Annotated in this window: 10 protein-coding genes; 7 read left to right on the top strand and 3 right to left on the bottom strand. The window is 70.2% G+C overall.

Annotated elements, in window-relative coordinates; genetic code table 11:
* The first annotated feature begins 13 nt into the window (after positions 1-13).
* Both NMN56_RS25830 and NMN56_RS25825 read left to right on the top strand, forming a co-directional pair.
* Entirely contained in the window at positions 14-298 is a 285-nt protein-coding gene (locus tag NMN56_RS25830; RefSeq protein WP_030883572.1) for a YggT family protein, read from the top strand.
* Between the two features lie 52 nt (positions 299-350).
* Complete coding sequence (locus tag NMN56_RS25825; protein WP_274041773.1) at positions 351-1,574, top strand: DivIVA domain-containing protein; 1,224 nt, start codon at positions 351-353, stop codon at positions 1,572-1,574.
* 113 nt (positions 1,575-1,687) lie between these two features.
* Here the strand turns inward: NMN56_RS25825 and ileS are convergent, their stop codons facing one another.
* A complete protein-coding gene (gene ileS / locus NMN56_RS25820) occupies positions 1,688-4,810 on the bottom strand; it encodes an isoleucine--tRNA ligase (RefSeq protein WP_274041772.1) in 3,123 nt (1,040 codons plus the stop codon).
* A gap of 471 nt (positions 4,811-5,281) precedes the next feature.
* Here ileS and NMN56_RS25815 point away from each other — a divergent pair, with 471 nt between their 5' ends.
* Both NMN56_RS25815 and lspA read left to right on the top strand, forming a co-directional pair.
* Entirely contained in the window at positions 5,282-6,034 is a 753-nt protein-coding gene (locus NMN56_RS25815) for a TraR/DksA family transcriptional regulator (RefSeq protein ID WP_274041771.1), read from the top strand.
* 34 nt (positions 6,035-6,068) lie between these two features.
* Positions 6,069-6,656, top strand: coding sequence for a signal peptidase II (gene lspA / locus NMN56_RS25810; protein ID WP_274041770.1), 588 nt, complete (start codon positions 6,069-6,071; stop codon positions 6,654-6,656).
* Here lspA and NMN56_RS25805 read toward each other — a convergent pair.
* Positions 6,644-7,930, bottom strand: coding sequence for a metallopeptidase domain-containing protein (locus NMN56_RS25805; protein ID WP_274041769.1), 1,287 nt, complete (start codon positions 7,928-7,930; stop codon positions 6,644-6,646). The genes lspA and NMN56_RS25805 overlap by 13 nt on opposite strands.
* A 132-nt stretch (positions 7,931-8,062) precedes the next feature.
* Between NMN56_RS25805 and NMN56_RS25800 the strand changes: the two genes are divergently transcribed.
* Together NMN56_RS25800 and NMN56_RS25795 are read left to right on the top strand one after the other, a co-directional pair.
* Positions 8,063-9,004, top strand: a complete 942-nt coding sequence (locus NMN56_RS25800) for an RluA family pseudouridine synthase (protein ID WP_274041768.1) — start codon at positions 8,063-8,065, stop codon at positions 9,002-9,004.
* Positions 9,005-9,007: 3 nt separating this feature from the next.
* Positions 9,008-10,612, top strand: coding sequence for a Na+/H+ antiporter (locus tag NMN56_RS25795; RefSeq protein WP_274041767.1), 1,605 nt, complete (start codon positions 9,008-9,010; stop codon positions 10,610-10,612).
* Positions 10,613-10,678: 66 nt separating this feature from the next.
* On the opposite strand, the gene NMN56_RS25790 is transcribed toward NMN56_RS25795, so the two are convergent.
* Positions 10,679-11,716 (bottom strand): mechanosensitive ion channel family protein, encoded by a 1,038-nt coding sequence (locus tag NMN56_RS25790; RefSeq protein ID WP_274041766.1) that lies wholly within the window; start codon positions 11,714-11,716, stop codon positions 10,679-10,681.
* Between the two features lie 148 nt (positions 11,717-11,864).
* Between NMN56_RS25790 and NMN56_RS25785 the strand changes: the two genes are divergently transcribed.
* Positions 11,865-12,452, top strand: a complete 588-nt coding sequence (locus NMN56_RS25785; RefSeq protein ID WP_430542703.1) for a dienelactone hydrolase family protein — start codon at positions 11,865-11,867, stop codon at positions 12,450-12,452.
* The last annotated feature ends 66 nt before the right edge of the window (positions 12,453-12,518 follow it).

Below are 12,518 nucleotides of genomic sequence, written 5' to 3'. Positions count from 1 at the left end.
GAGGGACGCGCAGATGAGAACCGCACTGGACGTGGTCCAAGTCGCGCTGTACTGCTTCCTACTCGTGCTGATCTTCCGGCTGGTGATGGACTACGTCTTCCAGTTCGCCCGCTCATGGCAACCCGGCAAGGCGATGGTGGTCGTTCTAGAGGCGACCTACACTGTCACCGATCCGCCACTCAAGCTCTTGCGGCGGTTCATCCCGCCGTTGCGCTTCGGGGGCGTGGCGCTCGACCTGTCCTTCTTCGTGCTCATGATCATCGTCTACATCCTGATCAACGTCGTGGCCAGGCTGTGAACGATCGGAATGGTCTTGCCGATATGCCGACGACTTACGTTGAGGTGAAGAGATGCCACTGACCCCCGAGGACGTGCGGAACAAGCAGTTCACGACCGTCCGTCTCCGTGAAGGCTATGACGAGGACGAGGTCGATGCTTTCCTCGATGAGGTCGAAGCCGAACTGACCCGTCTGCTCAGGGAGAACGAAGACCTGCGAGCCAAGCTGGCCGCTGCCACACGCGCTGCCGCGCAGAACCAGCAACAGGGCGGCGGGATGCGAAAGCCACCTGAACCTCAGGATCGGCAGCAGCCTCCGCAGCAGCAACAAGGCGGGGCCCCTGTGCCCGCCGCCATATCAGGACCGCAGCCCGTGCCGCCGCAGCAGCAACAGCAGCAGCAGGGCATGGGTGGTCCGCCGCAGCTTCCTGGTGGACAGCCGGCGCTTCCCGCCGGCCCCGGCGGTCATGGTGGTCCTGGTGGCCCCGGTCCGCAGGGTGGTCCGATGGGCCCTGGTGGCCCTGGTGGCCCTGGTGGTCCCGGTCCGCAGCAGCAGCAGCAACAGGGCGGCCCCATGGGGGGTCCTGGCGGTCCCGGTGGTCCTGGTGGACCGCAGGGTGGCCCGCCGCAGATGCCAGGACAGAACAACGACAGCGCGGCGCGTGTGCTGTCCCTGGCGCAGCAGACCGCCGACCAGGCGATCGCGGAGGCCCGTTCAGAGGCCAACAAGATCGTGGGCGAGGCACGCAGCCGCGCCGAGGGTCTGGAGCGGGACGCGCGTGCCAAGGCCGACGCGTTGGAGCGGGACGCGCAGGAGAAGCACCGTGTGGCGATGGGCTCCCTGGAGTCCGCGCGCGCCACGCTGGAGCGCAAGGTCGAGGACCTGCGCGGTTTCGAGCGCGAGTACCGTACGCGGCTGAAGTCGTACCTGGAGAGCCAGCTGCGCCAGTTGGAGAACCAGGCGGACGACTCGCTGGCTCCGCCGCGTACGCCCGCGACCGCTTCGCTGCCGCCGTCGCCCTCCATGGCACCGGCGGGTGCGGGTGCTCCCGCCGGCGCGAGCAACGGTGGCGGTTCGATGGGCGGCCACCAGTCGATGGGCGGCAACGGGCACTCCATGGGTGCGCCCGCTCCCGCGCAGCACTCGCAGGGTGGGCCCTCCTATGGCGGGCAGCAGCAGATGTCGCCGGCCATGACGCAGCCGATGGCTCCCGTGAGGCCGCAGGGTGGGCCGCAGCCGGCTCAGCAGGCGCCTTCACCGATGCGGGGCTTCCTCATCGACGAGGACGACAGCTGATGCGCTGAGCGTCGCGAAAACGGGCCGGGCCCGAGAGCATTCAGCTCTCGGGCCCGGCCCGTTTTGTGCGGTCTGTCTCTCCCCCGGGGCGAGCCCGGGGGAGAGCGGGCTTCTTACTGCTTGCGCAGGTCGAAGGTCAGGGAGAGCGGCTCGTCGTGGAACGTGGGGGGCTCGGGGGTCGCCTGGGTGAAGGAGGTCGCCAGGACCTCTTCGGCGATCAGGGCCTCGTGTTCGACGAGGGCCAGCGCGACCTCCTCGTCCGCCGACTCCCAGCGCAGGGCGATGCGGTCGGCGACATCGAGGCCGGAGTTCTTACGGGCCTCCTGGATGAGCCGGATCGCGTCGCGGGCGAGGCCGGCGCGGCGCAGGTCCGGGGTGATCTCCAGGTCCAGGGCCACGGTCGCTCCCGGGTCGGAGGCCACGGACCAGCCCTCGCGCGGGGTTTCGGTGATGATGACCTCCTCGGGGGCGAGGGGGATCGTCTGGCCGTTGGCCTCGACCGTGGCGGAGCCCTCGCGGAGGGCGATGGACAGGGCAGCCGCGTCGGCCTCGGCGATGGCCTGGGCGACGGCCTGGGTGTCCTTGCCGAAACGGCGGCCCAGGGCACGGAAGTTGCCCTTCGCCGAGGTGTCCACGAGCGAGCCGCCCACCTCGGAGAGCGAGGCCAGTTCGGCGACGTTCAGCTCCTCGGTGATCTGGTCGCGCATCTCGGGGGAGAGGGTCTCGAAGCCCTGGGTGGCGATCAGTGCGCGGGACAGCGGCTGGCGGGTCTTGACGCCGGACTCCGCACGCGAGGCGCGGCCCAGTTCGACGAGGCGGCGCACCAGCAGCATGTCCTGGGACAGTTCGGGGTCGATCTTCTCCAGGTCGGCCTCGGGCCAGGCGGCGAGGTGGACCGAGTCGGGGGCGCCGGGGGTGACCGGCGCGACGAGGTCCTGCCAGACGCGCTCCGTGATGAACGGGGTGATCGGGGCCATCAGCTTGGTGACCGTCTCGATCACCTCGTGCAGCGTGCGCAGCGCGGCCGGGTCGCCCTGCCAGAAGCGGCGGCGGGAGCGGCGGACGTACCAGTTGGACAGGTCGTCGACGAACGTGGAGAGCAGCTTGCCCGCGCGCTGGGTGTCGTAGCCGTCCATGGCGATCGTCACCAGGTCGACCAGGGCGTGCAGTTCGCTGAGCAGCCAGCGGTCCAGCAGGGGGCGCTTGTGGGGTGCCGGGTCGGACTCGGAGGGTGCCCACTCGGACGTACGGGCGTAGAGGGCCTGGAAGGCGACGGTGTTCCAGAAGGTCAGCAGGGTCTTGCGGACGACTTCCTGGATGGTGCCGTGGCCCACGCGGCGGGCTGCCCAGGGGGAGCCGCCAGCGGCCATGAACCAGCGGACGGCGTCGGCGCCGTGCTGGTCCATGAGCGGGATGGGCTCCAGGGTGTTGCCCAGGTGCTTGGACATCTTGCGGCCGTCCTCGGCGAGGATGTGGCCGAGGCAGACGACGTTCTCGTAGGACGACTTGTCGAAGACGAGGGTGCCGACGGCCATCAGCGTGTAGAACCAGCCGCGGGTCTGGTCGATGGCCTCCGAGATGAACTGCGCGGGGTAGCGCTGCTCGAACAGCTCCTTGTTCTTGTACGGGTATCCCCACTGCGCGAAGGGCATCGAGCCCGAGTCGTACCAGGCGTCGATGACCTCGGGGACGCGGTGTGCCTCCTGCTGGCAGCCCGGGGTGGGGCAGGGGAAGGTGACCGCGTCGATGTAGGGGCGGTGCGGGTCGAGGCCCGACTGGTCGGTGCCGGTCAGCTCGCCCAGCTCGGCCAGGGAGCCGACGCAGGTGAGGTGCTCGTCCTGGCAGCGCCAGATGGGCAGCGGGGTGCCCCAGTAGCGGTTGCGGCTCAGCGCCCAGTCGACGTTGTTGTCGAGCCAGTCGCCGAAGCGGCCCCGCTTGACGGAGTCGGGGAACCAGTTGGTCGCCTCGTTCTCCCGCAGGAGGGCGTCCTTGATCTGGGTCGTGCGGATGTACCAGGAGGGCTGTGCGTAGTAGAGCAGCGGCGTGTGGCAGCGCCAGCAGTGCGGGTAGCTGTGCTCGTACTCGACGTGCGCGAACAGGAGTCCGCGCGCCTCCAGCTCTGCGACCAGGTCCTCGTCGGCCTTCTTGAAGAACTGGCCGCCGATGAGCGGCAGTTCGGGCTCGAAGGTGCCGTCGGCGCGCACCGGGTTCACGACGGGCAGGCCGTACGCGCGGCAGGTGCGCATGTCGTCCTCGCCGAAGGCGGGGGACTGGTGGACCAGGCCCGTGCCGTCCTCGGTCGTGACGTAGTCGGCGTTGACGACGAAGTGGGCGTCCGGGATCTCGACCAGGTCGAAGGGACGGCGGTACGACCACCGCTCCAGCTCGGCGCCGGTGAAGCGCTGCCCGGTGGCCTCCCAGCCTTCGCCGAGGGCGCTTTCGAGCAGGGCTTCGGCGACGACGAGCTTCTCGGTGCCGTCCGTCGCGACGACGTAGGTGACCTCCGGGTGCGCCGCGACCGCGGTGTTGGACACCAGGGTCCACGGGGTCGTCGTCCACACCAGCAGGGACGCCTCGCCGGCCAGCGGGCCCGAGGTGAGGGGGAGGCGGACGTAGACGGAGGGGTCGACGACCGTTTCGTAGCCCTGCGCGAGTTCGTGGTCGGACAGGCCGGTGCCGCAGCGGGGGCACCAGGGGGCGACGCGGTGGTCCTGGGCGAGGAGTCCCTTGTCGAAGATCTGCTTCAGGGACCACCAGACCGATTCGATGTACTCGGGGTTCATCGTGCGGTAGGCGTCGTCGAGGTCGACCCAGTACCCCATGCGCGTCGTCAGCTCGGCGAAGGCGTCGGTGTGCCGGGTCACCGACTCGCGGCACTTGGCGTTGAACTCCGCGATGCCGTAGTCCTCGATGTCCTGCTTGCCGTTGAAGCCCAGCTCCTTCTCGACGGCCAGCTCGACGGGGAGCCCGTGGCAGTCCCAGCCCGCCTTACGGGCCACGTGATAGCCGCGCATGGTGCGGAAGCGGGGGAAGACGTCCTTGAAGACGCGGGCCTCGATGTGGTGCGCGCCCGGCATGCCGTTGGCTGTCGGGGGGCCTTCGTAGAACACCCACTCAGGGCGGCCCTCGGACTGTTCGAGACTGCGGGCGAAAACCTTGCTCTCGCTCCAGAAGCCGAGGACAGCGCGTTCCAGCGCTGGCAGGTCGACCTGTGCGGGCACCTGGTTGTATTGCATCGTCGGGACTTCCTCCGGCGGACCGTTGTGAAGAGGCGCTGACGTCGTCTCTTCGTCTTCCGTCGGAGGGACGAGTGCTTCTGCCTGCCGGCAGCGGACCCGCGGTACCACCCTCCTTGGCAGTGGGCCGTGCCCACCGCCCCCTCATTGAGGTAGCGCTGCCGGGTCTACTCGCTCCGGGGAGCTTTCTTCCGGCGGCTCCGGGGTGATCTTCACGCCGCGCTCGCCCCCGGGCTCTCACCGCCCCCGGGTCGCTCATGGCCGCTCACGGACGTTACTCGTCCCCTTCAACGCCTCTCGCCGCCCCCCAGTGTACGGGGCGGCGCGCGAGGCGGCCGAGCGGTTTTCGAGCCGCCGCGCGGGGCACAACGCTTGCAGATCGGCGTGCCCCGTTGCCGTGCGCTTGAAGTCGATTTATCGTTCCGGACACGTTTCGCGAGCAAGATCACAAAATCTGAAGGGGCCGCGGTCATGGTGGCGGAAGAGAGCGCCGCGAAGAAGACGGCAGCGAAGAAGACCACACACAAGGCCGCGGCAGCGAAGAAGACCACCTCTGCGGCCGGGACGTCAGCCCCCGGGGAGGCGGAGGCACCGGCGAAGAAGGCGGCGAAGAAGGAGCCGGCCAAGAAGGCGGCAGCGAAGAAGGCCCCGGCCAAGAAGGCCGGGGCGAAGAAGTCAGCGGCGAAGGCGTCGGCGGAGAACGCGGCGCCCGCGTCCGAGGACGCAGCGAAGACGACGGGAGCCAACACGGTGGCTGCGAAGAAGACTCCGGAGGCGACACAGGCCGAGGCCGTGCCCCCGGCGCGGGCGGCCGATGGCCAGATGCCCCCGGGGGAGCTGGCCGTACGTCCCGGTGAGGACCCCTGGACCCCTCAGGAGGTCGAGGAGGCGCGGGAGGGGCTGCGCGGTGAAGTGGTGCGACTGCGCCAGGAGATCACGGCCTCCGAGGAGGCACTGACCGGTCTGATGCGGGATTCGGGGGACGGCGCGGGGGACGACGACGCGGACACGGGAACCAAGAACGTCACGCGCGAGCACGAGATGTCCCTGGCGGCCAACGCGCGCGAGATGCTGTACCAGACGGAACGCGCCCTGGAGCGGCTGGACGCGGGAACGTACGGGCTCTGTGAGAACTGTGGCAAGCCGATCGGGAAGGCCAGGATGCAGGCGTTTCCCCGGGCGACGCTGTGCGTGGAGTGCAAGCAGAAGCAGGAGCGCCGCTGACCGTGCTCGTACGTCTGTGTCGTACCCTCAACACGTGACAGAGGTGGAACGGCCCAGCGGAGCACCCGGTGAGAGCGCGGAGGGTGCGGACGGCACGGACGAGGGGCAGCAGGGGGAGACACCGGAGCAGGCGAAGCGCACACGTCGTATCGGTGTGCTGATCCTGGTCGCGGGGTTCGCCTTCGCGCTGGACCTGATCAGCAAGCTGATCATCGTGGCCGAGCTGGAGAACCACGCGCCGATCGACCTGATCGGTTCGTGGCTCCGGCTGCGCGTGATCCGTAACGCGGGCGCCGCCTTCGGTATCGGTGAGGCGCTGACGATTCTGCTGACGGCGATCGCCGTCACGGTCGTCGTCGTGATCGCGCGGATCGCGCGGAAGCTCTACAGCACGCCATGGGCGATCGCGCTCGGGCTGCTGCTGGGGGGCGCGTGCGGCAATCTGACGGACCGGATCTTCCGTTCGCCCGGTGTCTTCCAGGGCGCCGTCGTCGACTTCATCGCACCCAAGGGGTTCGCCGTCTTCAACCTGGCGGACTCCGCCATCGTGTGCGGCGGCATCCTGATCGTGCTGCTGTCCTTCCGGGGCCTCGACCCCGACGGGACCGTTCACCGGGACTGAGCGCCCGGCTCCGGCACGTGGACGCTGACGCGGTAGGAGCCGCCCGCCCCTTTGCCGTGGCCGGTGACCTCGACGCGGGTGCCGCCCTTGAAGGTGTGGCTCTCGCCTGGTGCGAAGGGCGCGTCGGACAGTTCGGCCAGCTCGGTCGGCAGGCGGTCGGCGCAGCCTGCGCCTCCGGCGCTGTGGGGGCGTGAGTCGACGACGCGGACCGGGCCCTCGCCCGTGGGCACGCGCGAGTCGACCCTGTACAGGAGGACGCCCTCGGCGCAGATGTCCCGGTCGAGTCCTGAGCGGGTGCGTGCCTCGGCGACGATCGCGCTGTGGCGTCCCGTACGGATGACGGTGATGCCGGCGCCGGGGGAGCTGACCGGGGCGAGGGTGTGTTCGGTCGTGCCGGGCGTGGTCACGCAGCCGACGCGCGAGGGTGTGAGCCAGCCGAACTTCCACTTGTGCCAGCCGAGCAGGTCCGAGATGCCGGCCATGCTCATGGTGTCCCAGCCGCCCGCGTACTCGACCGAGGCGCCCCCGGCGACGTTGTAGAGGTCCGGAAGCCCGTAGAGGTGGTTGGCCTCGTGGACGAAGTTGCCGCGCTGCCAGAGTGCCGAGTCGTCGGCGCGGCCGAATATCAGCGCGGCCCCGTTGACATGGGCGCCGCCGGCGCGGAGGCCGCCGAAGGTGTGGGCCTGGGAGACGGTCGGGGGAGCGGGGACGTTCGAGTCGGCGACGACGAACACGAGATCGGCGCCGCCCACGTCGGCGCCCTGGGCCTCCGCCGCCTTCAGCGCGTCCCGGACATAACCGCTCATGAGGTTGGTGGGGATGCCGCGGGTTATGCCGTAGGAGGACCACGGCCGCGGCATGCGTATCCACTCGCGGGTGGTGCTGGTCTCCAGGCGGTACTTGCCGAAGGAGGCGCGGTCGAGGAAGCGGTCGCCGTATCCCGTGAAGAAGCCTGCGCGGCGGGCCGCCGGGGTGGCGGCGGGCAGGTCGCTGAAGTCGACCATGAGCATGAGGGCGCGTTTGTTGCCCTGAGGGCGAACGTAGGCCGGGTTGAGCGGGCCCTCGTCGGTGCCGGGGCCCGGCGCTATGGCGCAGGGGCCCGATATGCCTTCCGCCACAGCCGTGTTGACGGGCGTGAGCGTGAGCGCCGCCGTGGTGAGGGCCGTCGCGAGGGCGAGTGCCGGGCGGTGCCTGACGCGGCGGCGGGCGTGTGTGCGGTCGAGAGGGCGCCTGTGGTGCCGGGCGGGGGCCTGAGATGTCCTTCGCGGCGTCATGCTCGGTTCCCTCCGGTTCCCTCGCTCTCCCCCGGACGTAGTCACACCGTCGGGCGGGGAAGGGGGGCGCCGCACCCCGGGGTGGGCCGCGCGGGTGAGGCGGGAGGGCGGCTGTCCGGCATACTCGATCAGGTGAGCACGCTTCCTGAGACACGCACCCTGCCCGTACCGGACGGCCTCGAAGGTGAGCGCGTCGATGCCGCGCTCGCCCGGATGTTCGGTTTTTCACGTACGAAGGCGGCCGAGCTGGCCGCGGGCGGGAAGGTGTTGCTGGACGGGGCCCCCGCCGGCAAGTCCGACCGGGTCCAGGGCGGTCTGTGGATCGAGGTCGAGATGCCTCCAGGACCGCAGCCCGTGCAGATCGTCGCCGAGCCCGTCGAGGGGATGGAGATCATCCACGACGACGACGACATCGTCGTGATCGACAAGCCGGTCGGCGTCGCGGCGCACCCCAGTCCCGGCTGGAGCGGTACGACCGTCATCGGCGGTCTCGCCGCCGCCGGATACCGGATCTCCACCTCGGGCGCCGCCGAGCGCCAGGGCATCGTGCACCGGCTGGACGTCGGTACCTCGGGGCTGATGGTCGTGGCCAAGTCCGAGCGCGCGTACACGCTGCTCAAGCGGCAGTTCAAGGAGCGCGTCGTCGACAAGCGCTACCACGCGCTCGTCCAGGGGCACCCGGACCCGCTCAGCGGCACCATCGACGCGCCCATCGGGCGGCATCCGCAGCACGACTACAAGTGGGCCGTCGTCGCGGAGGGCAAGCCGTCGGTGACGCACTACGACCTGATCGAGGCGTTCCGCGCCGCCAGCCTGCTGGACGTGAAGCTGGAGACGGGGCGTACGCACCAGATCCGCGTGCACATGGCGGCGCACCGGCACCCCTGTGTGGGTGACCTCACATACGGGGCCGACCCGACGCTGGGCAAGCGGCTCATGCTGGAGCGGCAGTGGCTGCACGCGGTACGGCTCGGCTTCGAGCACCCGTCCGACGGGCAGTGGGTCGAGTACGAGAGCGGCTATCCCGCCGACCTTCAGGTGGCGCTGGACAGGGTGCGGGCGGAGAGCGCCTGATCCATGGACCAGCTCGCCCTCTTCTTCGCACTGCTGCTGGCCGCCGTCGTCATGGTCCCCGTCGGGGACAAGATCGGGCTGCCCTCGCCCGTGCTGATGACGATCTTCGGCGGCGTGCTGGCCCTCATCCCGACCATCCCGAATGTCTCGCTCCCGCCGGAGTACATCCTTCCGCTCGTACTGCCGCCGCTGATCTACGCGGCGGCGCAGCGCACGTCCTGGCGGCAGTTCGCGGCGAACAAGCGGCCGATCTTCCTGATGGCGGTCGCGCTGGTCTTCGTGACGACCGCCTGTGTCGCGGCCGTCGCCAACGCGCTGGTGCCGGGGCTCGGGATCGCCGGGGCCGTGGCGCTGGGCGCGCTGGTCGCGCCGCCCGACCCGGTCGCGGCGACCGCCGTCGCGGGCAACGTCGGACTGCCGCGGCGGCTCGTCTCCGCGCTGGAGGGCGAGGGCCTGTTCAACGACGTGACCGCGATCACCCTCTACCACGTGGCCATCGCAGCCGCCGTGACCGGCACCTTCTCGCTGCCCGTCGCCGCGGGTGAGCTGGTGCTCTCCGGGGTCGTCGCCGTCGCCGTCGGGCTCGCGCTCGGGTGGGGGGCCAGCAAGCTGCTGGGGTACCTCGGCGACGCGACGCTCCAGACCGGGCTGACGCTGCTGGTGCCGTTCGCCTCGTATGTGCTCGCCGAGGAGCTGAAGGGTTCTGGCGTGCTCGCCGTGCTGACCACGGCGCTCTACCTCTCCTCCAGCAAGGCCGTGGACGCGGACGACGTACAGGGGCGGCTCGCGGGACAGACGTTCTGGTCGATCGTGGACACGCTCGTCACCGGTGTCGCCTTCGGGCTGATCGGGCTCGAACTGCACACCATCGTCGGCACCATGCGCGAGGACTGGCACCAACTGCTGCCGGCGGCGCTGGCTGTGGTCGCCGTCGTCGTGATCCTCCGGCTGCTGTGGCTGCTGCCCGCCGCGTGGCTGGCGCAGCGGCTGCACAGGCTGAAGGACGTGGACGAGGACATTCCGCGCAACTGGCGCGAGACCGTGGTCGTGTGGTGGTCCGGGATGCGCGGGGTGGCCTCGGTCGCGCTGGCGCTCGCCGTACCGCTGTCCGTCGACCCGGGAGCCGGAGGCGGCGCCTTTCCGGGCCGGGACGCGATCATCTTCATCGCGTTCGCCGTCGTCATAGTGACGCTCATCTTCCAGGGGCTCACCCTGCCGTGGCTCGTACGGCGGCTGAAGGTGCGTGCCGACAGCGCGGTGGAACGGGAGCTGGAGCGCCAGCTCGCCATCCGGGTCGCCAAGGCGTCGCGGCGCAGGCTGAGGGAGATCGAGGAGGTCGAGGACCTTCCCGAGGAGGTCTCCGAAGCGCTGGCGCGGCGCGCGTGGGACGTCAGCGTGCGGATCTCGCCGGAGATCGTCGACGAGGAACGGCGTGCAGCGCACGTACAGCGCGTTGCCCGGCTGAAGAAGATGCGTGAGCTGCAGGGCGAGCTGCTCTCCGCCGCGCGGCACGAGGTGCTGGCGGCGCGCGGCGAGGCGGGCATCGACCCCGAGGTCGTCGACCGGGTGCTCCACCAGCTCGACCTGCGCAGCTACCGGGGCACGTGAACAGGCCGCCCCGGTGGCCAGGGGCCACCGGGGGAGACCTCCGGCAGCCCCGGTCCTGGTGCCTCCTCAGAGGTGCTTGTCGGGGCGGGTGACGCGGATTCCGGGGAGCGCTTCGGGGTGGTGGGTCCTGAGCCAGTCGAGAAGCTGCTCGCGGACGGCGCAGCGCAGCGTCCACAGGTCGTCGGAGGTGCGGGCCGTCATCGCGGCGCGTACCTCGATGGTGGTGGGTGTGGTGTCCGTGACGACGAGGCTCCAGCTGCGGCCGTCCCACTCGTCGCTGGCACGCACCAGTTCCTCGGTCTTGTTACGCAGCTCGGCGACGGGCGCGGCGTGGTCGAGCTGGAGGTAGACCGTGCCGGTCTGCTGGGGGCCGCCGCGTGACCAGTTCTCGAAGGGCTTGCTGGTGAAGTACGAGACCGGCATGGTGATGCGGCGCTCGTCCCAGGTGAGCAGGACGAGGTAGGAGACGGTGATCTCGTCGACCGTTCCCATCTCGCCGTCCACGACGACCTCGTCCCCGATCCGCACCATGTCGCCGAAGGCGATCGAGAGCCCGGCGAAGAGGTTGCCCAGCGTGGACTGGGCGGCGATACCGGCGACGATGCCGAGTACACCGGCCGAGGCCAGCATGGAGGTGCCGAACGTCTTCATGCCGGGGAACTGGAGCAGCACGGCCGCGACGGCGATCACCGTGACGACGGCGGTGACCAGGCGCTGGATCAGCGTGAGCTGGGTCCGTACGCGCCTGCCGCGTGCGGCGTCGTGGGTGGTGCCCGCGAACCGTGTGGCGATCGTCTCCGTTATGGCCGCGACGATTCTCAGGATGAGCCAGGCCGTGGCCCCGATCAGGATGATCGTCAGCCACAGGTTGACGCCGTCCCTGTGGTCCTTGGCCAGGTGTGTGTTGTCGAAGAATGCGCTGACCAGCGCCACGAACAGCAGGGCCTGGAGCGGTACGCGCCAGCGCCGCAGGAGGCCCCACATCGGGGTTTCGGGGTGCCGTGTGTCGAGGCGGACCAGCAGCCGGTCGACGGCCCAGGCGAGGACGTACGCCAGCACGATCGCGCCACCGAAGACGATGACGGGTCGTAGCACGTTCTCCATGGTCGTCTTTCTCCTCGGGGACGGGATGCCGCACGCCCGCCCACCTGGGCGGTCGTGCGGTGGCCGTGTGACGGCCACCGCTGACCGTACCTGGCACCATGTGGGGGAACCGGCTTCAGGCGCTTACCCGAGGCCCTTTGTGAAGGATGTGACACCTGTGGCAGCGGCACCGATCATTCTGTTCCACTCCGTGTACGGCCTGACGCCGGACGTGCACGCGGCGGCCGGGCGGCTGCGTGCCGCGGGGCACGAGGTGCACACTCCGGACCTCTTCGACGGGCGCACGCCGGCCACCGTGGAGGAGGGCAGGGACCTGAAGGACGCGATCGGCAGGGACGCGCTGCTCAAGGCGGCCGTCACGGCCTCGGCCCCGTTCGCCGCGCAGGGTCCCGTCTACGCGGGCTTCTCGCTCGGCGGCTCGATCGCGCAGAACCTCGCCCTGGCGGACGAGAAGGCACGCGGGCTGCTCCTTCTGCACGGCACCTCGGACATCGCCGATGACGCCTCCGTCGACGAGCTGCCCGTACAGCTGCACGTCGCCGACCCCGACCCGTTCGAGTCGCACGACTGGTTGAACGCGTGGTACCTGCGCATGCGGCGCGCGGGCGCCGATGTCGAGGTGCACCACTATCCGGGAGCCGGGCACCTGTACACGCACGCACAGCTGGACGACTACGACGAGGAAGCGGCCGAGCGCACCTGGCACACGGCGCTCGCGTTCCTGGAGAGCCTGTAGAGCGTTCCCGGCGACCGGCAGGGCGCCTTTTCGCGGGGCGGGGGAACGCCCTCGCCGACCAGTAGG

This window comes from Streptomyces iconiensis, from assembly GCF_028657195.3.
Taxonomy (GTDB): Bacteria; Actinomycetota; Actinomycetes; order Streptomycetales; family Streptomycetaceae; genus Streptomyces; species Streptomyces iconiensis.
Note: the sequence above shows the minus strand (reverse complement) of the source record. Positions and strands in the feature narration are given on the sequence as shown.

Coding starts and splice junctions, on each gene's coding strand:
- NMN56_RS25830 (WP_030883572.1), top strand. CDS start 14: ATGAGAACCGCACTGGACGTGGTCCAAGTCGCGCTGTACTGCTTCCTA.
- NMN56_RS25790 (WP_274041766.1), bottom strand. CDS start 11,716: ATGGAGAACGTGCTACGACCCGTCATCGTCTTCGGTGGCGCGATCGTG.
- NMN56_RS25815 (WP_274041771.1), top strand. CDS start 5,282: ATGGTGGCGGAAGAGAGCGCCGCGAAGAAGACGGCAGCGAAGAAGACC.
- NMN56_RS25825 (WP_274041773.1), top strand. CDS start 351: ATGCCACTGACCCCCGAGGACGTGCGGAACAAGCAGTTCACGACCGTC.
- ileS (WP_274041772.1), bottom strand. CDS start 4,810: ATGCAATACAACCAGGTGCCCGCACAGGTCGACCTGCCAGCGCTGGAA.
- NMN56_RS25795 (WP_274041767.1), top strand. CDS start 9,008: ATGGACCAGCTCGCCCTCTTCTTCGCACTGCTGCTGGCCGCCGTCGTC.
- NMN56_RS25805 (WP_274041769.1), bottom strand. CDS start 7,930: ATGACGCCGCGAAGGACATCTCAGGCCCCCGCCCGGCACCACAGGCGC.